Below are 21,269 nucleotides of genomic sequence, written 5' to 3' on the forward strand. Positions count from 1 at the left end.
GTGATCATCGATCACCCGGATCGACCCGGACCGGAAGGCACCCATGACCGACACCTTCGTCAGCGCCGAACTGGCGTCGCAGCCGGAGACCTGGCGCGCCGCCGCGGCGCTCCTGCCGTCCTTCGCCGACGTGCTCCCCCAGCCCGGCGAACGGGTGGCGGTCGTCGGCTGCGGCACGAGCTGGTTCATCGCGATGAGCTACGCCGTCGCCCGTGAGCAGGCCGGCCACGGCGTCACCGACGCCTTCGCCGGCTCCGAGTACCCGGCCGGTCGGCGGTACGACCGCGTCGTGACGATCAGCCGCTCCGGCACGACGACCGAGATCGTCGACCTGCTGCAGGCCCTGCCCGACCAGCGCACCGTGCTGCTCACCGCCGTGCCGGACAGTCCCGCGGCGCCCGTCGCCGACGACGTCGTCGCGCTCCCCTTCGCCGACGAGCGCTCGGTCGTGCAGACCCGCTTCGCGACCACGGCCCTCGCCCTCCTGCGCGCATCGATCGGCCACGACGTGGACGCCCTCGCCGCCCAGGCGGAGACCGCCCTCGTGCTGCCGATCGACGACCTCCTCGACGCCGAGCAGGTCACCTTCGTCGGCCGCCGGGCCGCCGTCGGACTCACGTTCGAAGCCGCGCTCAAGACGCGGGAGGCCGCGCAGTTCTGGGCGGAGTCGTACCCCGCGATGGACTACCGGCACGGACCGATCGCGATCGCGCAGCCCGGGCGACTCGTGTGGTCGCTCGGTACCGCTCCCGAGGGGCTCGCCGACGAGGTCGCGGCCACCGGGGCACGGTTCGTCGAGCACGACCTCGACCCGATCGCCGGCCTCGTCGTCGTGCACCGGTTCGCCGTCGCACTCGCCGAGGGGCGCGGGCTCGACCCCGACAACCCCCGTTCGCTGACCCGTTCGGTCATCCTCACCTGATGCACGACGCAGGCGTGGTGCTCGGGGTCGACGTCGGGGGCACGGGCATCAAGGCCCGGCTGACCGACGCCGACGGGCTCGTGCTCGACGAGACCCGGGTGCCGACGCCGCGCGACGACCCGGACGGCTCCCGGCTCGCGGTGCTCGTGGTGGACCTCGTCCGACGCGCGGGCACGATCCGCCCGGTCGACGCCGTCGGGCTCGTCACCCCGGGCGTGGTGGACGAAGCCGGCGGACGGGTGGTCCTGGCGGTCAACCTCGGGTGGCGGGACGTCCCGATCCGCGACCGGGTCCGCACCGAGCTCGACCGCCGCGGCATCGGCGTCCCACTGGCATTCGGGCAGGACGTCCGCGCCGGAGCCCTCGCCGAGACGACGGCCGACCCGGCGCTGGCGCACGGTCCGGTCGTGTTCGTACCCGTCGGCACCGGACTCGCGAGCGCCCTCGTGGTGGACGGGTCGGTCGTCTCCGGCGGCGGCTGGGCGGGGGAGATCGGCCAGGTCCGCATCCCGTCCGGGCCGCACGCCGGACGCCGCGTCGAGGAGATCGCCTCGGCCGGGGGAGTCGCGCGACGCTCCGGGACCGCCTCGGCACACGAGGCCGTGCTCCGCGTCCGCGCCGGCGATCCCGACGCCGCCGCGGTGTGGGACGACTGCGTCGCGGTCCTCGCGGACGCCCTCGCCTGGACCACCGCGGTCGCCGGCTGCCACACGATCATCGTCGGCGGGGGACTCGCGGAGTCCGGCGCGCTGCTGTTCGACCCCCTGCGGGTCGCCGTGGCCGAACGGCTGCCCGGCCTGCGCGTCCCGGCACTCCGCCCGGCGCGGCACGGCGACGCCGCCGGTGCCCTCGGCGCCGGTGTCCTCGCACGCCGCCTGCTCGACGCCCGGGTGCACGCGTGACGGCGCTCCTGCGGGCCCGCCGCATCGTGACGGGCACCGCCGAACTCCGGGACGGGTGGCTGACCGTCGACGACGCCGGCCTCGTCTCCGCGACCGGCACGGGGACGCCACCGCCGACCGACACCGCGACGACCGTCGACGGGACGATCGTGCCGGGGCTGGTCGACCTCCATGCCCACGGAGCACTCGGGCACGACTTCGCGAGCTGCAGCGCCGACGACGCCGTCGCCGCGGCCGCACACCACCGCGCCCGCGGGACCACGACCCTGGTCGCCTCGCTCGCCACCGGCTCGGTGGACGACACCGCCACGGCGATCGCCGGGCTCCGGCCCCTGGTGGTCGACCGCACCCTCGCCGGGCTGCACCTGGAGGGGCCGTGGCTCGCGCCCGCCCACCGTGGCGCCCACCGCGCGGACCTCTTGCACGCGCCGAGCCCCGCCGAGGTCGACCGGTACCTCGACGCCGCGGACGGCGCGCTCCGCATCGTGACGCTCGCGCCGGAGCTCCCGGGAGCGATCGACGCCGTCCGACGCCTCGTGGCCGCCGACGTCGCCGTCGCGATCGGCCACACCGATGCCACTGCGGACGACGTCCGTTGCGCCGTCGACGCCGGCGCGACGCTCGTCACCCACCTGTTCAACGGGATGCCGCCCCTGCACCACCGCGAACCGGGACCGGTCGGCGTGGCGCTGACGGACGACCGTCTGCTCGTGGAGTGCATCGTGGACGGCCACCACCTCGACCCGGTCACCGTCGACCTGGTCCGGCGTGCGGCCCCGGGGCGCTGGCTCCTGGTCTCGGACGCGATGTCCGCGACGGGGTGCCCCGACGGCCCGTACACGATCGCCGGTTCGGCGGTGTCGGTCCGCGACGGCGTCGCCCGGCTCGCCGACGGCTCGTCGCTCGCCGGCAGCACGATCACGGTCGCCGACGCCGCGCGCCGCATGCTCGCCAACGGCACACCGCTCGCCGAGGTCGTCGCCGCATCCGCCACCCGGCCGGCGCGGCTCCTCGGACGCCCGGCACCGTTGACCGTCGGCACCCCGGCCGACGTGCTCGTGGTCGACGACACGCAGACGTTCCGGCAGGTGGTGACGCAGTGATCCTCGTGGTGACCCCGAACCCCGCGGTCGACGTGACCTACCGCGTGGCCGAGCAGCGCATCGGCGAGACCCAGCGCGTCCTCGACGTCGCGCGCCGCCCCGGCGGCAAGGGGCTCAACGTCGGCCGGGTGCTCGCCACGACCGGCACCGACACGCACGCGGTCCTGCCGCTGGGTGGCGCCTCCGGCCGGTGGATCGCCGACACGCTCGACGAACTGGGGCTCGCGCACACCGACGTGCCGGTGACGGGGGAGACCCGGACCACGGTCACCGTCGTCGACGACCTCGAGCACCCGACGATGTTCGGGGAACCCGGACCCGTCGTGACGCCCGAGGAGTGGGCCACGGTGACGTCCACCGTCGAACGACTGCTCGCGACCGGCGCGGTGACCGTACTGGTCGTCTCCGGGTCGCTGCCCCGAGGGGCGGACCCCGCGGTCGTCGGCCGGTGGGTCGTGGCGGCGCGGGCGCACGGGGTGCCGAGCGTCGTGGACTGTTCGGGTGCGGCGCTCCTCGCCGCCGCCGAGGCGGGCGGCGCTCCGGTGTTCAGCGTCAATGCGAGGGCGTCGGTGTCCGGCGCCGGCGCGAGCGCGTCGGTGTCCGGCGCCGGCGTCGTGTGCAAACCGAACCGCAGCGAACTGCTCGAGGCCACCGGCGCGCCCGACGAACGCGCCGGTGCACTCGACCTGCTCCGACGCGGCGCGACTGCCGTCGTGGTGTCCCGCGGATCCGACGGCATCGCCGCCCACACCGTCGACGGTGTCGTCGAGGTCCCGGCGGTCGTCGGCGTGAGGGGCAACCCCACCGGCGCCGGGGACGCAGCGACCGCCGGACTCGTCACGGCACTCGGCCCCGGTCCGGTCCGCGTCGACGAAGCCGCCCTCCGGACCGCCGCGGCCTTCGGCGCCGCCGCCGTCCTCCGTCCCGTCGCGGGCGAGGTCGATCCCGAGGACGTCCGTCGCTTCCGCACCGACACCGTCCCCACCCAGCAGCACGACCACCGAACCGGGAGTCCCGCATGATCACCGACCTCGCCCTCGCCGGCCTGCTCGACACCGCCCGGACGGCCCACCGCGGCGTCGGGGCGTTCAACGTCGTCCTCCTCGAACACGCCGAGGCGATCGTCGCGGGGGCTGCCCTCGCCGGCCTGCCCGTCATCCTGCAGATCAGCGAGAACTGCGTGCGGTACCACGGCGGGCTCGCCCCGATCACGGCCGCGACGCAGGCGATCGCCCGTGCCGCCGACGTCGAGGTCCTCGTGCACCTGGACCACATCGAGGACCCCGAGCTCGTCGTCGCCGGGGTCGACCTCGGCGTGGACTCGATCATGTACGACGGGTCGCACCTCGACTTCGCCGCGAACGTCGAGGCCACCCGACGGCTCGCGCTCCGCTGTCACGACGCCGGGGTCGCCATCGAGGCCGAACTCGGCGAGGTCGGCGGGAAGGACGGCGTGCACGCTCCCGGGGTGCGCACCGATCCGGACGACGCTGCGGCGTTCGTCGCGGACACCGGGGTCGATGCCCTCGCCGTCGCCGTGGGGACCTCGCACGCGATGCAGACCCGTGAGGCCTCGGTCGACCGGGCCCTCGTGGAGCGGCTGCGTGCGTCCGTCCCGGTGCCGCTCGTCCTGCACGGCTCCTCGGGGCTGTCGGACGACGAACTCCGCGGAGCCGTCCGGTCGGGCATGACGAAGATCAACATCTCGACGCACCTGAACGGCTTGTTCACGCGGGCGTTGCGCGAGGTGCTGGACGAACGGCCCGACGTCGTCGACCCGCGCAAGTACGTGTCCGCCGGGCGGGACGCGATCGCCGCCGAGACCGCGCGGCTGCTGACGCTGCTGCACGGCTGACCGGTCGACGCCGAGCGCAGCCGGAGCCGGTTCAGCAGAGCGGGACGTTCACCGCGAGACCACCCATCGCGGTCTCCTTGTACTTGGTGGACATGTCGGCGCCGGTCTGCCGCATGGTCTCGACGACCTGGTCGAGTGACACGTGGTGCACTCCGTCGCCGCGCAGCGCCATCCGCGCCGCGTTGATCGCCTTGTTCGCCGCGATGGCGTTCCGCTCGATGCAGGGGATCTGCACGAGCCCGCCGATGGGGTCGCAGGTGAGCCCGAGGTTGTGCTCCATCGCGATCTCCGCCGCGTTCTCGACCTGCTCGGGGGTCCCGCCCAACACCTCGGCGAGCCCGGCGGCCGCCATCGACGCAGCGGATCCGACCTCGCCCTGGCACCCGACCTCGGCGCCGGAGATCGAGGCGCGCTCCTTGTAGATCGAGCCGACGGCGCCAGCGGTGAGGAGGAACCGCACGATCGCGTCGTCGCGGTGCTCGGGCGTGACGGACGGCACGTAGGTCAGTGCGTAGGACAGCACCGCAGGGATGATCCCGGCCGCGCCGTTCGTCGGTGCCGTGACGACCCGTCCGCCGGTGGCGTTCTCCTCGTTGACCGCCATGGCCGTCAGGTTGACCCACTCCATGGCGAAGAGCGGGTCGTGGTCGGGGTCGTCGCGGGTGAGCTGCTCGTACCAGTTGGCGGCCCGGCGCCGGACGGCCAAGCCACCGGGAAGGGTGCCGGTGCGTTCGACGCTCCGGCGGACGCAGGACTCCATGACCTCGTGGATGCGCAGCAGTCCGCTTCGCACCTCGTCGGTGCTGCGGGTGGCCGTCTCGTTGGCGAGGGCGATCCCGCTGACCGGCAGGCCGGCGGCCGAGCAGGCTGCCAGGAGCTCGGCGCCGCTCGAGAACGGGTACGGCACGGTGTCGTCGACCGGGATCGCGGCCTCGGCGACGTCGCCGTCGGCGTCGCTCGTGATGAACCCGCCACCGATCGAGTAGTAGGTGTCCTCGGCGATCGTCGCGCCGGTCGCGTCGACGGCCCGGAGGCGCATGGCGTTCGGGTGCCGGGGGAGCATCGTCAGCGGGTGCAGGACGATGTCGGCGAGCCGGAACGGGACCGTGGCTCCACCCGCGAGCCGGAGCGAGCCGGTCGCCTCGAGCGCCGCGAGGTCCTCGGCCAGCGCGTCCGGATCGACCGTTTCCGGGTCGGAGCCCATCAGGCCCGCGACGACGGCGCCGAGCGTGCCGTGGCCCCGCCCGGTCGACGCCAGGGAGCCGTAGAGGTCGACGGCGATCGTGGCGACCGGTTCCCCGGCCACCCGGGCCGCGAAGGCGGCTCCGGCACGCATCGGCCCGACGGTGTGGGAACTCGACGGGCCGATCCCGATGCTGAACAGATCGAAGACGGAGACCGGCACCCCGCCACACTAACCCGTCCGGACGGGCGGTGGATCAGCGCCCCGACCGGACGGGCGGTTGATCAGCGCCCCCGACCGGACGGGCGGTGCATCAGCGACCCCGACCGGACGGGCGGTGGATCAGCGCCGCGATCCCTGGTTCGGCATGAGGATCCAGAGGACGACGTACGCGATCCAGAGCGGGCCGGGGAAGAAGCTCAGGATGACCCAGGCGATGCGGACGAAGGTGCGGGACCAGCCGAAGCGGTCGGCGATGCCGGCGCAGACCCCGGCGAGGAGGCGGCCGTTGCGGGGGCGGATGAGTGCGTTCATGCAGACGACGCTACGGTCCGTCGACCCGCGATCGAATACGGGGGACTCCCGGAACGAGGGTGGGGACAACCCCACCACCATGCACAGCCGATCTCGTGGACCGCTCCATCGGCAGTGGGATGGGAGACTGTGGGCATGCCCATCCTCAACAAGGACATGCAGGTCTGCATCTCGCTCGCCGCCCGACCGAGCAACATCGGCACGCGGTTCCACAACTTCCTCTACGACGAACTCGGCCTGAACTTCGCCTACAAGGCGTTCACGACGCAGGACCTCGCCGGTGCGGTCACGGGCATCCGTGCGCTCGGGATCCGCGGGTGCTCGGTGTCGATGCCGTTCAAGGAGGCGATCATCCCGCTGGTCGACGTCGTTGAGGAGTCCGCCGCGGCGATCGAGTCGGTCAACACCGTCGTGAACGACGACGGGGTCCTCACCGCGTCGAACACCGACTACGAAGCAGTGGCCGCCCTGCTCGCGTCGCACGACGTCGATCCGTCCTCCAGCGTCCTGCTCCGCGGCTCCGGCGGCATGGCGAAGGCGGTCACCGCTGCCTTCCGGGGCGCCGGCTTCGACCACCTCACCGTCGTCGCCCGGAACGACCGGACCGGCCCGGCGCTCGCGTCGCAGTACGGGTACGAGTGGGTGGCGGACGAGCGCGACGCCGCGTCGGCCGACGTCGTCGTGAACGTCACGCCGCTCGGCATGCGGGGCGACCAGCAGGACGCCCTCGCGTTCGGGTCCGACCGGATCGACGACGCCCACACGGTGTTCGACGTCGTCGCGTTCCCGTCGGAGACCCCGCTGGTCCTGGCCGGTCGAGCTGCGGGGAAGCGGGTCATCACGGGCGCCGAGGTGATCGCGCTGCAGGCGGCGCGCCAGTTCGAGCGGTACACGGGTGTCGCGCTCACCGACGACCAGGTGCGTCGGGCGAGCGAGTTCAGCCGCGCGGAGTAGCCGGCGACCGGGTCGTTCAGTGGGTCGAGGCGCGTCCCTCCGACACCCAGCCGAGGCGTCGGAGCGTCTCGTGGTTGCGCACGAACAGCAGAGGCTGCATCAGGACGGCGGGCGCCCACGTCGCCGGTCCGGCCACCGCGTCCTCGACGATCGTGACCTTGCACCCGCGGCGGTGCGGCTCGACCGTGAGCTCGACACGGGCTTCGCCGAGCGGCCACCCCTTCGGCTGGATGACCATGCGGCGCGACGGCTCCCACTCGAGCATCGTCGTCACGTCGTCGATCACGAGCGGCCAGACACCGAACGAGTGGTGCAGCCGTGTGCCCACGGCGGGCCAGCCGATGTCCGCGCTGCGCATCCGTGAGGCCCCGACCACCCAGGTGGTGAAGAGCCAACCGTCGGCGAGCACGTCGAAGACGTCCTCCGGGCGACAACGCAGGATACGGACGTTCTTCGACACGATCAGTCCTCCGGGGCGAGATCGACGTGTTCGGGCAGTCCGAACGTGTGGCGCAGCGCACTCCGGGCGGCGCGCCACCCGGCCATGCCGTGCACGCCGGGGCCCGGAGCGGCAGACTCCGAGCAGAGGTACATGCCGCCGCCCATCCGCCACGGGTCCGACGACAGCACTGGACGCTTGACGAGCTGCCAGAAGCTCGCGGCTCCGGCGGCGATGTCACCGCCGACGTAGTTGGGGTTGTGGTCCGACATGTGCGCGGCGGTCCGACTGCTCGACGCCAGGATCGTGTCCCGGAACCCCGGCGCGAACCGTTCCACCTGGCGGGTGACGGCCTCGGTCTGGTCGACGTCGGAGCCGGCGGGGACGTGTGCGTAGGCCCAGAACACGTGTTTGCCGTCCGGGGCTCGGGTCGGGTCGACCACGGTCGGTTCGGACCCGAGGACGTACGGCCGCTCCGCGTGGCGCCCTCGGGCCACGGCGCCCTCGGCGGCGGCGATCTCGGACCGGGAGCCGCCGATGTGCACCGTTCCCGCGCGGCGGAGCGCCTCGTTCGTCCACGGCACCGGATCGGACAGGGCGAAGTCGACCTTGGCCGCCGCGTTGCCGAACCGGTAGCGCCGCAGTGCTCCACGTCGCGGCGTCGGGATCTGCTTCCCGGCGATCCGCAGCATGCCGGGCACGCTCGTGTCGAAGAGGACCGCCTTCGCCGGCGAGAGGTCGGCGAGCGAGCGGACCTCCCGGCCGGTCTCGATCCGACCGCCGTGCGCGACGAGGTCGGCCGCGAGGGCGTCGACGATCGCCTGACTGCCGCCGATCGGCACGGGCCAGCCCCGGGCGTGCGCGTAGGCGCCGAGGGAGAGGGCGGCAGCGGCGGTGGACAACGACGGCAGGTGCTGGATCGAGTGCGCTGCGACCCCGGACACCATCGCGGGGGCGACGTCGCCGCGGAAGCGCAGGTTCCACGCGCTCGACCCCTGCTCCAGCGCACGCAGTCCGAAGCGCAGGACGCTCACGGGGTGGCGCGGCACGTTCAGGAGGGCGTTCGTCGCGAAGTCCGCGACCTCGTCGGCGTGCCGGGCGAGCGGACCCATGAGCTGCCGGAACGCTCGGCCGTCGACCCCGAGCTCCTCGGCGGTCCGCGCGAGGTCCTGGTGGGCGATGCCCGCACGCCCGCCGTCGAGTGGGTGGCCGTACTGCACCTCGGGCAGCCGGAGCTCGATGCGCTCCTCCATCCGGAAGCGTCGGAAGAACTCGGACTGCAGGGCCATCGGGTGCACCGCCGAGCAGACGTCGTGGCGGAACCCCGGCAGTGTGAGCTCCGCGGTCCGGGCGCCGCCACCGATCGTGTCGTTCCGCTCGACGACCTCGACCGACAGCCCGGCCCGGGCGAGGGTCACCGCCGCAGCGAGCCCGTTCGGTCCGGCCCCGACGACCACCGCATCCACCATGCCCCCGAGCCTAGGGACCGACGGCTGCGCACCGTCACGGTCGAGCGGGTGTCGCCCGGTTCACCCGCGCGTCGCGTCCGGGTCCGCCGGGTCGGTGCCGTCGTCCGCGGCGTCGGCGGCATCCGGTTCGTCGGCGTCCGCCGGGGTGGCCGACGGGGTGCCCGCGTCGACGGGGTGTTCGGCGAGCAGCGCCGCGAAGTCCTCGTCGAGCATCTGCTGCAGCCGGTCGTCGCGTCCGACCTCGTAGTCCTCGGCGGGACGCTGCGCCCACCCGAGCCGACCGACGACGGTGGTCCCGATGTCGTCCCACGCGCGTGCGCGGGCCTGCAGGACGATGCCGTCGACGAACCCCTGGTCCTCGCGCCGCTTGTCGAGCATCTCGGCGAGCTTCTCGTACGTCGCTTCGCGGGTCCGGAGCTTCAGGTCGTCACCGCGTCGGTAGTCGTGCTGGTGCCGCGAACGGCCCTTCTGCTTGCTCGACCGGGACCGGATGTCGCGCATGCGCTCGGCGTCGCCACGCTGTTCGTCGGCCATGCGGTGCAGTTCCTCGCGCGCGGCGTCGGCGATCACGGCGTGGTCGAAGTACCCCTGGTCGCGCAGTGCGTTGGTGATGATGCGGTTGCCGACGGCGATGGTGACGGCGGCCTTCGCGATGAGGAAGCCCTCGTCGACGGCGCGCTTCAGTTCGACCTGGCTGATGGGTCGGTCGCGCACGTCGTGCTTGTTGCGTCGTCCGAACAGGGCCATGCACTCGACGATACCGGCGTCCGGTGGCCGTCCGTCCGAAGGTGGACCCGGATCACGCCCTGGAGGGACGACACGCCCCCGGTGGACACGTACCGTCGACGACATGGTCACCTCCTCGGAATCCCCCCGCACCGGACTCGGGACGGCGAGTCTCGTCCTGGGGATCTGCTCGCTGCTCGCCGGTTGGACGTTCGTGGCTCCGGTGGTCGGCCTCTGCCTCGGGATCGCCTCGCGCGGGCGTGAGCCTTTCGCACGCGGCCGCGCAGGGTGGGGGATCTTCCTCAACCTCATCGCCCTGGCGGTGTGGATCCTCGTGCTGGCGTTGCTCGTCGTCGGCGGGGTGTTCGCCGTCTGGCAGGGCGCAACCCAGGGTTCCTGACCCGCGACCGCGCCCCCGGCCGGACAGTGCGCCCCGCCACACCAGGGCGCGGTGTCCGGAACGGGGCGCAGTCCCGACCGCGCCTCGCGACGCGGCACGGAACCACGCCCACGCCCGCATCCGCGCCCGCATCCGCGACCACGCCCGCGACCACGCCCGCGCCCGCATCCACCCCCGCGACCGCGCCCCCGGCCGGACAGTGCACCCCGCCACACCGGGGCGCGGTGTCCGGAACGGGGCGCAGTCCCGACCACGCCCGCATCCGCGCCCGCATCCGCGCCCACATCCGCGCCCGCGTCAGAGCACCAGGCCGTACACCGCCACGTCCACTCGCTCCGGACCGAGCGGCATCGCACTCCGCAGGGTCCCCTCGTGCGTGAAGCCGAGCCGCTCGGCGAGGCCGCGGCTGCGCGCGTTGCCCACCGCCGTCCGGATCTCCGCCCGCGCCGCGCCCCGCGCCCGGGCGACCCCGACGAGGACGGTGGCCGCGCGTCGGACGATGCCCCGTCCCTCCAGGCCGGCGTCCACCCAGTAGCCGAGGGATGCCTGCCCGAGGTACGGGTCGAAGGCGAGCGAGGCGGCGCCGACGACCCGGTCGTCCTGCCGGATGACGCAGGGGAGCGACCGGTCCATCGCGTACTGGCCGAGCAGGTGCTCGGTGTGCAGGCCGATGCGTTCGACGGTCTGCTCCTGCCACGCCCACGGTTCGGCCGCCCGGAGCCGGTCGAGGTTGGCGACGACCAGCTCGTGGAGCGGCCGCACCGTGCTGAGGTCGCGCAGCGTCAGCGTGCAGCCGTCGCCGAGGTCCCGCCCGAATGCCGCCACGCGTCAGAGACTATGCACCCGCGCGCCTACTCGTACCGGAGCGCCTCGATGGGGTTCTGTCGGGCGGCGCGTCGGGCGGGCAGGGTCCCGGCGAGGAACGCGATGAACATCACCACGACGATGATCGTGATGACCGACGACGGCGCGAACTGCATGATCTGCAGGCCGGGGAGGTCCTTCAGCACGGTGCCGGCGAGCAGGTTCGAGATCCCGGTGCCGAGCGCGATCGCCACCCCGGCGCCGATCGCACTGCCGAGGAACCCGATGAACACGGCCTCGAGCGAGAACAGCGTGTAGACCTTGCCGCCACCCATGCCCATCGCCTTCATCAGACCGATCTCGCGGGTGCGCTCCTGCACGCTCATGAGCAGCGTGTTGATGATCCCGAAGCCGGCCGCGACGAGGGCGATCACCGCGAAGGCGTTCAGCACGCCGACGATGCCGTTGATGACGGTCTGGAACTGGCCGAGCTGGTCCTGGATGGTCTGGCCCGTGTAGCCGTCCTTCGACAGGGCGCTCTTGACGGTGCTCGCGGACGCGCCGGAGTCGAGCGTGGCAGTCGCGCTGGCGTACGAGGTCGCGATGGACGACGGCTTGCCGGTCTCCTGCGCTGCCTGCATCGCGTCGGTCAGGGCCGCGTTCGCCCCGGCGCCGCCGCCGAACAGCGACTCGTTCTGCACGCCGGCGACGGTGGCGGTGAGGGTGTGCTCCGTGCCCTGGTAGTCGTCGACGGCGATGGTCAGCTGCTTGCCGACCGCGGCCTTCGCACTGCCGAGCCCGAGGTTCTTCAGGTAGTTCGTGGGCAGGAGCACCTGGTTGCCGGCGGACGAGGCGTCGTCGAGCTGCTTGCCGGCGGCGAGGTCGGCGTCGAGTTCCCCGGCGTTCGCCGCGATGTCGACGACGTACTTGCCCGCGCCGTCGTACTCGACCCACTTCGTGCTCAGGGCGACGGCGGGGCGGACGCTCCGGATCCCCGAGACGCCCTCGATCTTGTCGACGTCGGACTGCGACAGGTAGGCGAAGGACGCCGGCCCGCGGTTCACGCTCTGGCTCGACTCGTCGGGGTCGTACTTCGCGGGGCCGCTGTCGGTCGAGGACTCGACGGCCTTCGTGATCGTCAGGGAGCCGGTGTCCCCGATGGAGGCGACCTGCGTGTCGATGTAGTTGCTCACGCCGGTGCCGATCGCCGAGGTCAGTGTGATCGTGAAGGCACCGATGAAGATCGCGATGACGGTGAGCGTGGTGCGCAGCTTCGACCGGAACGTGTTCGCGACGGCGGTCTTGAGGAGGTCGAGGAAGTTCATGCGGAGTGCCTTCCGTGGGTCGTCGGCGCATCGACGGCGGTACCGGTCGGCGCCGCGCCGACACCACCCGCCGCGCCGACACCACCCGCCACGCCGACACCACCCGCCACGCCGACGCCGCCCGCCGCATCGACGGCGGGACCACCCGTCCCGTCGACGATCAGCCCGTCGCGCACGTTGACGCTCCGGTCGCACCGGGCCGCGAGCTCCTCGTCGTGGGTGACCACCACGAGCGTGATCCCCCGCTCGCGCTGCAGGCCGAAGAGCATGTCCTCGACGACCTCGCCGGTGTTCGTGTCGAGGTTGCCGGTGGGCTCGTCGGCGAAGATGACGCTCGGCTCACCGACCAGCGCACGGGCGATGACGACGCGCTGCTTCTGCCCGCCGGACAGGTCGTTCGCGTCGTTCTTCGCCTTGTCGGCCAGGCCGAGGGCGTCGAGCGCCGCCATCCCGCGGCGCTTCCGCTCCGCCCCGGTGACGCCGGCGATCTTCAGCGGCAGCACGACGTTGTCGAGCACGGACGTCTTCGGCGTGAGGAAGAACTGCTGGAACACGAACCCGAAGGTGCTGTTCCGCGTGCGGCTGACCTGCCGGGCGCTGAGGGTCGCCGCGTCGGTGCCGTCGAGCAGGATCTGGCCCGCCGACGGCTTGTCGAGCAGCGCGAGCAGGTGCATGAGCGTCGACTTGCCGGAGCCGGACTTGCCGACGATCGCCAGGCTCTCGCCCTGGTGCACCTGCAGGGACACCCCCTTGAGCGCGTCGAAGCGCGTGGCGCCGCGGCCGTAGGTCCTGGCGAGGGCTCGCGCCTCGAGCACGGGAGTGGTCATGCGCCCACCGTACTGTCCGCTGCACGACTGCAAGTTTGCGTTTGCTGTAAACGATGTGACGTTCCGGTTACAGTCGGGGCCATGCCCGACACGTCGCCCGCCGCCGAGATGGGCCTCCGCGACCGCAAACGCCTCGAGACCCGGCACCGCATCGCCGAGGCCGCCCGCACCCTCGCACTCGAACAGGGCATCGACCACACCACGATCGAGCAGATCGCCGCACGCGCCGAGGTGTCACCGCGGACGTTCTTCAACTACTTCGAGAGCAAGGAGGACGCGGTCCTCGGGCACACCGAACTCGACCTCGCGCCGGAGACGCTCGAGGCGCACCTGGCGACCGTGGCGGGGGAGCCTGCCGCGCAGGCCGTGGTCGACCTGGCCTTCCTCGTGTTCGGCGACTCCTTCGGCGACGAGCGCGAACGGCTCGCCCGCAAGGAGGTGATCGTGCGCTTCCCGCAGTTGATGCGTCGGCAGGTGTCCCGGATGACCACGGTGGCCGAGGCGATGACGGGCGCGGTCCGGACGATCCTCGAGCGGGACCCGGCGTGGGGTCCGGAGGCCGCGACACCGCAGGCGGGCGAGATGCTCCTCGGCATGTGCATGACGGGGCTGCGCAGCGCGGCGCGCCACGAGGGTTCGGACCCCGAGGAGGTGCGCGCCCGGGTGGTCGCGACGATCCGGGACACCGCGACCCGCATCACGGCCAAGTAGCGAACAAGCGAACAGGCGGACGGGAGGCGCGCGCCGGCCCCGCCCCGCGCCTCCCGTCCGCCACATGGTGAGCAGGAATGGTCGGGTCCCGCGCGGGGACCCGACCGTTCCTGCTCACGATGCGAGCGCGCGCCGCGCGCTCACGGCTTCGTGATGAAGCCCTCCTTGACCATCCAGTCGAAGGCGACGTCCGCCGGCTCGCGACCCTCGACGTCCACCTGCCGGTTGAGCTCCTGCAGGACCGAGTCCGTGAGCTTCGGCGAGATCTGGTCGTAGACGCCCTCGAGCTGCGGGTACTCCTTCAGGGTGGCCGAGTCGAGCACCGGGGCGACGTTGTACGCCGGGAAGAAGCCCTTGTCGTCCTCGAGCACGGTGAGTCCGAGCGACTTGATGCGGCCGTCGGTGGTGAAGACCTCGCCGAAGTTGCACTTGCCCCGGTCGGTCGCCGTGTAGACGGTGCCGGTGTCGAGGATGCTGACGTTGCTCGTCGGGATGCCGTTGTCGCCCGAACCGCCGAGCTCGAGGCCGTACTTCTCCAGCATCGGCTTGAAGCCGTCGGCACGCGAGTTGAACTCCGACTCGACGCAGAACGTGCGCTGGTCGACGGGCAGCTTCGTGATGTCCGAGAGGGTCGTGATGTCGCCGAGCTCGGACACCGCCTCGTCGCGCACGGCGAACGCGTACGTGTTGTTCATCGGCGCGGGGTCGAGCCAGGTGAGCCCGTTGCCGGCGTCCTCCTTCTTGACCGCCTCCCACTGCTCGGTCTTGTCCGGGATGCCCTCGGCGTGGCCCATGAACGTCAGCCACGCGGTGCCGGTGTACTCGTACGTGAAGTCCGCGGCGTGCGAGGTCATCAGCTCGCGCACGGCCACGCTTCCCGGCACGTTCGTCTCGTCGGTGACGTCGAACCCGGCGGCCTTCGCGGCGAGCACGGCGATCTTGCCGAGCACGAGCTGCTCGGTGAAGTTCTTCGACGTGACGGTGATGTGGGCGCCGTCGGGCAGGTCGTCGATGCGCTCGATGGAACCGGGGTCCGCGGCGGGGACGAACGACGTCGCGGGCTGCAGCCCGCAACCGGTCAGGACGAGGGCTGCTGCCCCGGCCACGGCTGTGGCGGCGGCGACACGGTGACGGACGGTCGGACGGGAGGCGCGGCGCGCGTCCCGCGGGTCGGCCTGCGGTGCGTCGTGGGTCATCGGAGTCCCTTCGGTCGTGCGACGGTCTCGACCACGCGGCCGAGCCAGTCGATGGACAGGGCGAGCAGTGCCACCAGCAGCGCCCCGGAGACCAGGACCTTCGGCAGGAACAGGTTCACGCCGGTGGTGATGAGCAGGCCGAGCCCGCCCGCGCCGACGAAGGTCGCCAGGCTGGCGGTGCCGACGAGCAGCACGAGGGCGGTGCGGATGCCGGAGAGCATGACCGGGACGGCCAGCGGCAGTTCGACCTTCACGAGGACGGCGAACGCGCTCATGCCCATGCCCCGACCGGCCTCGACCAGGCGGGAGTCGACGCTCTGGATGCCGATCATGGTGTTCCGGAGCACCGGCAGGATCGCGTAGAGCACGAGCGCGACGACGGCCGACCAGGAGTTCAGGCCGAGCCACGCGGCGAGCAGCACGATGAGGCCGACCGCCGGCGCCGCCTGCCCGAAGTTCGCGACGGCGAGGACGTACACGCTCGCCCGGCGCAGCGGCCCGCGGGTGAGCAGGATGCCGAGCGGGATGCCGATGACGAGCACCAGGACAGTCGACTCGAGCGTCAGGACGAGGTGCTGGCCCGTCAGCGCGAGGATGTCGGCCGGGTTGAGCGTCGAGCGTTCGGTGGCGGTGAGGTCCGCCGTCGCGAGCCAGACCACGAACCCGGCGAGCACCACGAGGATCGCGATCGGCTGGACGAGCAGACCCTTCCACGAGGTGCTCCCACCCGTGGCCGGCCCGGCGGCGACCGCGCTCACAGTTCCTCCCCGCTCGACGCCACCGTCGGCCCGACCGGCGACGACGGCATCGTCTCGATGGGGTTCGTGTTCGTCCCGACCGGCGTGTAGGCCTGGTCCTCGGCTGCGGCGGCACGGGAGCGGGTGATCGCCTCCATCACGGTCTCGACGGTGATCACGCCCCGGAACGCCTCACCACGACCGGTGACGAGCGCGGCGCCGGCGCTCGAGACGAGCATGGTGTCGAGGGCGTCGTTGAGCGTCGCGGCCTCGCCGACGACGGGCAGCTCGGCCTCGACGCCCTCCGGGATGCGGTCGAGTCGCTCGAGCTGGCGGCGGGTCGGCCACCCGATCGGACGCTGCCGCCGGTCGACGACGACGGCGTGCTCGTGCCCGCCGGCCTCCCGCATGCGCTGCAGCACGGCCTTGGTCTCCTCGCCGGGGGAGCACGTCACCGCGGGCGCGAGCTCGACGTCGCGCACCCGGTTCAGGGTGAGCTGCTTCAGCCCGGCGCCGGAGCCGATGAAGTTCTCCACGAACTCGTTCGCGGGCTCGGCGAGGATCCGCTCCGGGGTGTCGTACTGCACGATGTGCGCACCCTCGGTGAAGATGACGATCCAGTCGCCGAGCTTCACGGCCTCGTCGAAGTCGTGGCTGACGATGACGATCGTCTTGTGCAGTTCTTCTTGGATGCGGAGGAGCTCGTCCTGCAGGCGCTGCCGGGTGATCGGGTCGACGGCGCCGAACGGCTCGTCCATCAGGAGCACGGGCGGGTCCGCGGCGAGCGCCCGGGCGACCCCGACGCGCTGCTGCTGGCCGCCGGAGAGCTCACGGGGGAAACGGTCGCGGTAGGTGTCCGGGTCGAGCGAGACGAGGTCGAGCAGTTCGTCGACGCGCGCCGCGATCTTCTCCTTCGACCAGCCGAGCATCTTCGGCACGATCGCGATGTTCGCCGCGACCGACATGTGCGGGAAGAGTCCGCCGGCCTGGATGACGTAGCCCATGCGCCGGCGGAGCTCGTCGGCGTCGATGCCCGTGACGTCGTCGTCGCCGACGACGATGCGGCCCTCGGTCGGCTCGATCAGGCGGTTGATCATCTTGAGCGTGGTGGTCTTGCCGCAGCCGGACGGGCCGACGAGCATGACGATCTTGCCGGCCGGGATCTCGAGGGTGATGCCGTCGACGGCGGGCTTGGACTGGCCGGGGTACCGCTTCGTGACCTCGTCGAGGAGGATGCTGCGCCCCGTGACGTCTCCGGCGGGAGCAGCGGCAGCGGTGGTGGTGGCGGGGTCAGTGCTGGACACGGATACCTCTCGAGATGGTCAGGCGGCCGAGGCCGAGGAGGAGCAGGTCGAGGACGAGCGCGAGCAGGACGACGCCCACCACCCCGACCGTGACGGAGAACAGGGCGTTGGCGCCGCCGAGCCGGGAGAGCCCGGAGAAGATGAAGCCGCCGAGCCCGGGGCCGAGTGCGTAGGCGGCGATCGCGGCGATGCCCATCACCATCTGCGCCGACACCCGGACGCCGCTGAGGATGATCGGCCACGCCATCGGCAGTTCGACCTGCACGAGGGTGCGGAAACGGCTCATGCCGATGCCCCGCGCCGACTCGACGACGGTCGGCGGGATCTCGGCGAGGCCGACGACCGCGTTGCGGAGGATCGGCAGGGTCGCGAAGAACACGACCGTGACGACGGACGGCACGACGCCGAAGCCGAGCGGGACGATGAGCAGACCGATGACCGCGAACGACGGCAGGGTCAGGCCGATGGCGGACACCCCGTTCGCGACCGAGGTCAGTCGTGGGCTGCGGTAGACGAGTGTGGCGAGCACCACGGCGATGAGCGTCGCGAGCACGGTGCACTGGACCACCAGTGAGAAGTGCTGCCACGACGCGAACCAGATCTGGTCCCACCGCTCTCCGATGTACTGGAACACGCGGGAAGCGCTCCCCTCCGGTCGGCCGAATTGCCCACGGATCGGGGCACGAATGCCGCCCAACGTACGCAGCGCGAGTGCTATTTGTACATCTGCAAACGTCGGATCCGGTCAGATCCTGCGCGTCCGCACAGAGCAGAAGCCCAGGTCAGGCGCGGGGAGAGCGGCCCACCCTGGGAGAACGATAACGATCGCCAGGAGGCGTCGGCTACGGCGCGATCGAGCGCAGGGCCGATCGCTCGGCGATGTCGACGAGCCGTTCGCGCCACTCGACCCACTCCTCCGGGGTCTTCCGGGCGAGGTTGCCGTCCCCGTCGCCGGCGAGCCCGTCGAGCATCTCCCGCACGATGTCCGCGTGGCCCGCGTGCCGTGCGGTCTCGTAGGCCATGTGCACGAGGATCCGGTGCAGCGTGACCGCCCGGTGCTCGGCGGGCCACCAGGGGACGACCCCGCGGGCGTCGAGGTCGAGCGCTTCGATCGTGGCGTCGGCGTGCGCGGCACTGCGGTGGTGGAACGCCACGACGTCGTCCAGGGTCTCGTCGAGCGTGGCGTACATGTCCGAGCCGTCTTCTGCCTCGAGCCAGGCGGGCGGGTCCGCCAGGGGCCGCCCGAACACCTCGCCGAAGTACCCGGCCTGCACGCCGGCGACGTGCTTGACGAGCCCGAGGACGTTCGTGCCGGTGGGGGTCACCGGCCACCGCGCCTGGCGTTCGGCCAGTCCGTCGAGCTTCGCCAGCAGCGCGGCACGGTGCTTCTGCAGGTACCGGTGCAGGGTCTGCTTGACGAGGAGTTCGTCGGTCGTCGGCGCGGCACCCTCGTCGGACAGGAGCGAACCGCCGCTCGACGCGATCGACGGCGCTGTCGGCGCTGGGTGGACCTCGGGAACCGGGTCGGCGGAGCTCATGCCCTCGATCGTGCCACCGCTCGGTCGCGGATGCGCTCGGCCTCCTGCACGGCGACGCGCTCGGCGGTGAGCAGGAGTCCGGCGACCTCGCCCGAGTTGCGGGCCGGCGCGTCGTTCCAGCTCGTCAGGTCGCGGACACGGCCCATCCGGACGTCCGGGGCCGGGCACCAGAGCACCGGCTGGCCCTCGTCGGCCGCGAGGGCGTGCCAGACCAGGTCGAGCGCGCGTTGGACGGGCTGGGAGTGCACGGCGTGCGGTCCGCCCGCGGCGGAGACGATCGAGCCGACCAGGCACGCCGCCACGAGCGGTCGGCCCTGCACGTCCATGGCGGCGGCGCTGGAGGCCTTGCGCATCCGACCGTGCTCGTCGACGTACGCGAACCACGCGTGCTGGATCCACCCCCGCTCGATGACACCGCGGGCGCCGGAGAGCAGCCGTTCGAGGTCGTGCAGTTCCTGCAGGCTGGCTTCGACCCGGCGGTCGCGCGCTGCGGAACGGCGCGCGGCGATCCGGTCGAGCAACCCGCGCAGGCCGGTGCGGGAGGGGGCGGACGGGACGGGAGAGGCGTCGGTGGCGACGTCGTGCTGGACGCGGAACTCGAGGGTCATGACGGCCCCTCCGATCTTCACGTGCACGGATTGGTGCGGTCACGATAGCCCCGGGCAGAGTCAATCGTCCAGCACTGCGTCGATCCCCCGCCTCGCGACGGTGCGGAACGCGCGGTCGTCGGACAGTGCCAGGGCCGACGCGATCGAGACGGCCCAGCCGCGCGCCCGTCCCCAGGTGTCGTCGTCGGCGACGGCGACGTGCGCGCGGAAGGTGCGCCGTGCCTCCCGGTCGAGCGTCAGCCAGGCGGTCGCGAGGTCGACGGCGGGGTCCCCCGCGGTGACGTCGCCGAAGTCGACGACGGCGGACAGGCGGAGCCCGCCGTCCGGCCCGGTGTCGACGAGGACGTTGAACGGGTGCAGGTCGCCGTGCACCCAGACGGGAGGCCCGGCGTACGCGGGCAGGTCGGCGGCGGCCCGCCAGGCTGCCGCCAGCTCGCGGGCACGTGGCACGTCCGCCGTGGCGAGTCGCGCGAGCACCGCCTCGCTCCGGGTCGCGAGCGGCACGGCCCGCACCGGGTTGACCGGGGCGTCCTCCGGGGCGGGCACGTGCAGCAGCTCGAGGAAGGCGGCGAGCGCCTCGGCGACGTGCACACCGCCGGCCCGTTCGCCCGCAGCGGCGCCGGGCAGCCAGCGGACGATGCTCCAGGACCAGGGGTAGCCGAGTGCCGGACGTCCCGTGCGCACCGGGTCGGGCACCGGCACGATCGCGGCAACGCGGTGGGCGATCTCCGGGAGCCACCGCTGCTCGTGCTCGATCAGGTCGGCGGCCGCTGCACGACGGGGGAGCCGGACGGCGAGCAGGTCCCCGAGCCGCACGATGACGTTGTCCCAGCCGTTCGCGACGACGTCGAGCGGGAGCTCCGCCAGGTCGGGGTGCTGGTCGCGGAGGAGCGCCCGGACGAGGGGTTCGTCGACGTCGACCTCGGCTGCGGGGGTGGCCATCGGACCAGGCTAGTTCGGCACCGCCCACACCCGTGAACGGGGGAGATCGCAGAAACCGACCGGTGGGTACGCTCGGGGGGGGGGGGGGGGGCGTGGTGACGTGGGTGTCCATGGGGGGACCCGCGTCGCTCAGTCCCCCGGCAGCGGGGCGATCAGGGCGACCAAGCGTGGGATCTCCGGCCGCACCCGGTCCGTGACGATCGCCGCGAGCAGGACCGTCCAGAGTTCCCGAAGACGCTCGTACAGGTCGTCCCGGCCCGCGAGCACGTCGGACACGGTCTGCACGCCCGTGTAGGCGGGGATCACCACGCGACCGATCAACTCGGGGTCCCATGCCGGGTCGACCTCACCGGCGGCGATGCCCTGCCGCATCAGCTCGGCGGTCACCTGCATCCAGTCCGTGTAGGGGTCCTGCCGGGCGACGTCGGCCGTCGCCGCCTCGGTGGAGAGCCGGATGCCGGCGCTGACCACGACCTCGTGGATCATCTGCGTCGCCAGGCCCTGCGACATCCACATCATCACCTCGAGCGGGGTCGAACCCCGAGCAGCCGCCGCCTCGCCGTAGGCGCGGGACACCTCGTGCTGCCGGGCGATGACGGCACCGGCGAGGTCGGCCTTCGACGCGAAGTGGAAGTAGACGGCGCCCTTCGTCAGACCGGCGCGCTCGGCGACGCCGTCCACCGAGGTGCCGAGGTAGCCGCGCACGTCGAACTCGCCGGCTGCTGCCTCGACGATCGCCGCCCGCGTGGCGACCGCCCGCTGCTGCCGCGTGCCACCGTCCTGCGCCATG

The 21,269-nt window shown here is 72.5% G+C and carries 24 protein-coding genes; 8 read left to right on the forward strand and 16 right to left on the reverse strand.

Translation table 11 applies throughout. The annotated features are described in order from the left end of the window. Positions 1 to 43 precede the first annotated feature (43 nt). From ACRQ4B_RS02150 to ACRQ4B_RS02170, 5 genes are read left to right on the forward strand one after another with little or no spacing between them, the layout of a single operon-like run. Positions 44 to 922 carry an SIS domain-containing protein gene (locus ACRQ4B_RS02150; protein WP_439693065.1) on the forward strand — a complete coding sequence of 293 codons (879 nt, stop codon included), beginning with the start codon at positions 44 to 46 and terminating at the stop codon, positions 920 to 922. Then, positions 922 to 1,824, forward strand: a complete 903-nt coding sequence (locus ACRQ4B_RS02155) for an ROK family protein (protein WP_439693066.1) — start codon at positions 922 to 924, stop codon at positions 1,822 to 1,824. The genes ACRQ4B_RS02150 and ACRQ4B_RS02155 overlap by 1 nt, the downstream gene beginning before the upstream one ends. After that, positions 1,821 to 2,927: an N-acetylglucosamine-6-phosphate deacetylase gene (gene nagA / locus ACRQ4B_RS02160; protein ID WP_439693067.1), complete on the forward strand. Its 1,107-nt coding sequence runs from the start codon at positions 1,821 to 1,823 to the stop codon at positions 2,925 to 2,927. Before ACRQ4B_RS02155 ends, nagA begins: the two co-directional genes overlap by 4 nt. Next, positions 2,924 to 3,949, forward strand: coding sequence for a 1-phosphofructokinase family hexose kinase (locus ACRQ4B_RS02165; protein WP_439693068.1), 1,026 nt, complete (start codon positions 2,924 to 2,926; stop codon positions 3,947 to 3,949). The genes nagA and ACRQ4B_RS02165 overlap by 4 nt, the downstream gene beginning before the upstream one ends. Then, on the forward strand, positions 3,946 to 4,782 hold the full coding sequence (locus tag ACRQ4B_RS02170) for a class II fructose-bisphosphate aldolase (RefSeq protein WP_439693069.1): 837 nt from the start codon (positions 3,946 to 3,948) through the stop codon (positions 4,780 to 4,782). Before ACRQ4B_RS02165 ends, ACRQ4B_RS02170 begins: the two co-directional genes overlap by 4 nt. 31 nt (positions 4,783 to 4,813) lie before the next feature. Here the strand turns inward: ACRQ4B_RS02170 and ACRQ4B_RS02175 are convergent, their stop codons facing one another. Further along, complete coding sequence (locus ACRQ4B_RS02175) at positions 4,814 to 6,187, reverse strand: L-serine ammonia-lyase (RefSeq protein ID WP_439693070.1); 1,374 nt, start codon at positions 6,185 to 6,187, stop codon at positions 4,814 to 4,816. A gap of 120 nt (positions 6,188 to 6,307) precedes the next feature. Continuing rightward, positions 6,308 to 6,499 (reverse strand): PspC domain-containing protein, encoded by a 192-nt coding sequence (locus ACRQ4B_RS02180; protein ID WP_439693071.1) that lies wholly within the window; start codon positions 6,497 to 6,499, stop codon positions 6,308 to 6,310. 135 nt (positions 6,500 to 6,634) lie between these two features. Here ACRQ4B_RS02180 and ACRQ4B_RS02185 point away from each other — a divergent pair, with 135 nt between their 5' ends. Then, positions 6,635 to 7,453, forward strand: coding sequence for a shikimate 5-dehydrogenase (locus ACRQ4B_RS02185; RefSeq protein ID WP_439693072.1), 819 nt, complete (start codon positions 6,635 to 6,637; stop codon positions 7,451 to 7,453). A 16-nt stretch (positions 7,454 to 7,469) separates the two neighbouring features. Here ACRQ4B_RS02185 and ACRQ4B_RS02190 read toward each other — a convergent pair whose 3' ends face one another. The 3 genes from ACRQ4B_RS02190 to ACRQ4B_RS02200 are packed head-to-tail and all read right to left on the reverse strand — an operon-like array spanning position 7,470 to position 10,108. Next, positions 7,470 to 7,913 (reverse strand): SRPBCC family protein, encoded by a 444-nt coding sequence (locus tag ACRQ4B_RS02190; RefSeq protein WP_439693073.1) that lies wholly within the window; start codon positions 7,911 to 7,913, stop codon positions 7,470 to 7,472. A 2-nt stretch (positions 7,914 to 7,915) separates the two neighbouring features. Further along, on the reverse strand, positions 7,916 to 9,361 hold the full coding sequence (locus ACRQ4B_RS02195; protein WP_439693074.1) for a phytoene desaturase family protein: 1,446 nt from the start codon (positions 9,359 to 9,361) through the stop codon (positions 7,916 to 7,918). Between the two features lie 60 nt (positions 9,362 to 9,421). Further along, the gene (locus tag ACRQ4B_RS02200; RefSeq protein ID WP_439693075.1) at positions 9,422 to 10,108 is read right to left on the reverse strand and encodes a hypothetical protein; all 687 of its coding nucleotides are present in this window, start codon (positions 10,106 to 10,108) and stop codon (positions 9,422 to 9,424) included. Positions 10,109 to 10,211: 103 nt separating this feature from the next. On the opposite strand from ACRQ4B_RS02200, the gene ACRQ4B_RS02205 reads away from it, so the two are divergent. Continuing rightward, the gene (locus tag ACRQ4B_RS02205) at positions 10,212 to 10,487 is read left to right on the forward strand and encodes a hypothetical protein (protein ID WP_439693076.1); all 276 of its coding nucleotides are present in this window, start codon (positions 10,212 to 10,214) and stop codon (positions 10,485 to 10,487) included. Between the two features lie 297 nt (positions 10,488 to 10,784). On the opposite strand, the gene ACRQ4B_RS02210 is transcribed toward ACRQ4B_RS02205, so the two are convergent. Genes ACRQ4B_RS02210 through ACRQ4B_RS02220 form a run of 3 tightly spaced genes read right to left on the reverse strand, consistent with a single transcriptional unit; the run spans position 10,785 to position 13,443 of the window. Then, positions 10,785 to 11,312: a GNAT family N-acetyltransferase gene (locus ACRQ4B_RS02210; RefSeq protein WP_439693077.1), complete on the reverse strand. Its 528-nt coding sequence runs from the start codon at positions 11,310 to 11,312 to the stop codon at positions 10,785 to 10,787. Between the two features lie 26 nt (positions 11,313 to 11,338). Continuing rightward, positions 11,339 to 12,616: an ABC transporter permease gene (locus tag ACRQ4B_RS02215; protein WP_439693078.1), complete on the reverse strand. Its 1,278-nt coding sequence runs from the start codon at positions 12,614 to 12,616 to the stop codon at positions 11,339 to 11,341. Then, on the reverse strand, positions 12,613 to 13,443 hold the full coding sequence (locus ACRQ4B_RS02220; RefSeq protein ID WP_439693079.1) for an ABC transporter ATP-binding protein: 831 nt from the start codon (positions 13,441 to 13,443) through the stop codon (positions 12,613 to 12,615). The genes ACRQ4B_RS02215 and ACRQ4B_RS02220 overlap by 4 nt, the downstream gene beginning before the upstream one ends. A gap of 81 nt (positions 13,444 to 13,524) precedes the next feature. On the opposite strand from ACRQ4B_RS02220, the gene ACRQ4B_RS02225 reads away from it, so the two are divergent. Next, positions 13,525 to 14,154 carry a TetR/AcrR family transcriptional regulator gene (locus ACRQ4B_RS02225; RefSeq protein WP_439693080.1) on the forward strand — a complete coding sequence of 210 codons (630 nt, stop codon included), beginning with the start codon at positions 13,525 to 13,527 and terminating at the stop codon, positions 14,152 to 14,154. A 140-nt stretch (positions 14,155 to 14,294) separates the two neighbouring features. Here the strand turns inward: ACRQ4B_RS02225 and ACRQ4B_RS02230 are convergent, their stop codons facing one another. From ACRQ4B_RS02230 to ACRQ4B_RS02265, 8 genes are all read right to left on the reverse strand, one after another. Then, positions 14,295 to 15,350, reverse strand: coding sequence for a glycine betaine ABC transporter substrate-binding protein (locus ACRQ4B_RS02230; protein WP_439693081.1), 1,056 nt, complete (start codon positions 15,348 to 15,350; stop codon positions 14,295 to 14,297). After that, entirely contained in the window at positions 15,347 to 16,108 is a 762-nt protein-coding gene (locus ACRQ4B_RS02235) for an ABC transporter permease (RefSeq protein WP_439693082.1), read from the reverse strand. Before ACRQ4B_RS02235 ends, ACRQ4B_RS02230 begins: the two co-directional genes overlap by 4 nt. After that, entirely contained in the window at positions 16,105 to 17,391 is a 1,287-nt protein-coding gene (locus tag ACRQ4B_RS02240; protein ID WP_439693083.1) for an ABC transporter ATP-binding protein, read from the reverse strand. Before ACRQ4B_RS02240 ends, ACRQ4B_RS02235 begins: the two co-directional genes overlap by 4 nt. Further along, a complete protein-coding gene (locus tag ACRQ4B_RS02245) occupies positions 17,378 to 18,025 on the reverse strand; it encodes an ABC transporter permease (RefSeq protein WP_097181359.1) in 648 nt (215 codons plus the stop codon). Before ACRQ4B_RS02245 ends, ACRQ4B_RS02240 begins: the two co-directional genes overlap by 14 nt. A 208-nt stretch (positions 18,026 to 18,233) precedes the next feature. After that, positions 18,234 to 18,929, reverse strand: coding sequence for a DinB family protein (locus ACRQ4B_RS02250; protein WP_439693084.1), 696 nt, complete (start codon positions 18,927 to 18,929; stop codon positions 18,234 to 18,236). Then, the gene (locus tag ACRQ4B_RS02255) at positions 18,926 to 19,537 is read right to left on the reverse strand and encodes a DUF6197 family protein (protein WP_439693085.1); all 612 of its coding nucleotides are present in this window, start codon (positions 19,535 to 19,537) and stop codon (positions 18,926 to 18,928) included. The genes ACRQ4B_RS02250 and ACRQ4B_RS02255 overlap by 4 nt, the downstream gene beginning before the upstream one ends. 60 nt (positions 19,538 to 19,597) lie before the next feature. Then, positions 19,598 to 20,479, reverse strand: a complete 882-nt coding sequence (locus ACRQ4B_RS02260) for an aminoglycoside phosphotransferase family protein (protein ID WP_439693086.1) — start codon at positions 20,477 to 20,479, stop codon at positions 19,598 to 19,600. A gap of 129 nt (positions 20,480 to 20,608) precedes the next feature. Further along, the gene (locus tag ACRQ4B_RS02265) at positions 20,609 to 21,268 is read right to left on the reverse strand and encodes a ScbR family autoregulator-binding transcription factor (protein ID WP_439693087.1); all 660 of its coding nucleotides are present in this window, start codon (positions 21,266 to 21,268) and stop codon (positions 20,609 to 20,611) included. Position 21,269: the final 1 nt, after the last annotated feature.

The sequence above is a fragment of the Curtobacterium sp. SP.BCo genome, assembly GCF_051903265.1.
GTDB lineage: Bacteria > Actinomycetota > Actinomycetes > Actinomycetales > Microbacteriaceae > Curtobacterium.

Excerpts from the sequence above, each read along its gene's own strand:
- ACRQ4B_RS02255 (WP_439693085.1), bottom strand. The coding sequence starts at position 19,537 with ATGACCCTCGAGTTCCGCGTCCAGCACGACGTCGCCACCGACGCCTCT.
- ACRQ4B_RS02200 (WP_439693075.1), bottom strand. The coding sequence starts at position 10,108 with ATGGCCCTGTTCGGACGACGCAACAAGCACGACGTGCGCGACCGACCC.
- ACRQ4B_RS02155 (WP_439693066.1), top strand. The coding sequence starts at position 922 with ATGCACGACGCAGGCGTGGTGCTCGGGGTCGACGTCGGGGGCACGGGC.
- ACRQ4B_RS02260 (WP_439693086.1), bottom strand. The coding sequence starts at position 20,479 with ATGGCCACCCCCGCAGCCGAGGTCGACGTCGACGAACCCCTCGTCCGG.
- ACRQ4B_RS02180 (WP_439693071.1), bottom strand. The coding sequence starts at position 6,499 with ATGAACGCACTCATCCGCCCCCGCAACGGCCGCCTCCTCGCCGGGGTC.
- ACRQ4B_RS02225 (WP_439693080.1), top strand. The coding sequence starts at position 13,525 with ATGCCCGACACGTCGCCCGCCGCCGAGATGGGCCTCCGCGACCGCAAA.
- ACRQ4B_RS02195 (WP_439693074.1), bottom strand. The coding sequence starts at position 9,361 with ATGGTGGATGCGGTGGTCGTCGGGGCCGGACCGAACGGGCTCGCTGCG.
- ACRQ4B_RS02205 (WP_439693076.1), top strand. The coding sequence starts at position 10,212 with ATGGTCACCTCCTCGGAATCCCCCCGCACCGGACTCGGGACGGCGAGT.
- ACRQ4B_RS02170 (WP_439693069.1), top strand. The coding sequence starts at position 3,946 with ATGATCACCGACCTCGCCCTCGCCGGCCTGCTCGACACCGCCCGGACG.
- ACRQ4B_RS02150 (WP_439693065.1), top strand. The coding sequence starts at position 44 with ATGACCGACACCTTCGTCAGCGCCGAACTGGCGTCGCAGCCGGAGACC.
- ACRQ4B_RS02250 (WP_439693084.1), bottom strand. The coding sequence starts at position 18,929 with ATGAGCTCCGCCGACCCGGTTCCCGAGGTCCACCCAGCGCCGACAGCG.
- ACRQ4B_RS02220 (WP_439693079.1), bottom strand. The coding sequence starts at position 13,443 with ATGACCACTCCCGTGCTCGAGGCGCGAGCCCTCGCCAGGACCTACGGC.
- ACRQ4B_RS02230 (WP_439693081.1), bottom strand. The coding sequence starts at position 15,350 with ATGACCCACGACGCACCGCAGGCCGACCCGCGGGACGCGCGCCGCGCC.
- ACRQ4B_RS02265 (WP_439693087.1), bottom strand. The coding sequence starts at position 21,268 with ATGGCGCAGGACGGTGGCACGCGGCAGCAGCGGGCGGTCGCCACGCGG.
- ACRQ4B_RS02185 (WP_439693072.1), top strand. The coding sequence starts at position 6,635 with ATGCCCATCCTCAACAAGGACATGCAGGTCTGCATCTCGCTCGCCGCC.
- ACRQ4B_RS02215 (WP_439693078.1), bottom strand. The coding sequence starts at position 12,616 with ATGAACTTCCTCGACCTCCTCAAGACCGCCGTCGCGAACACGTTCCGG.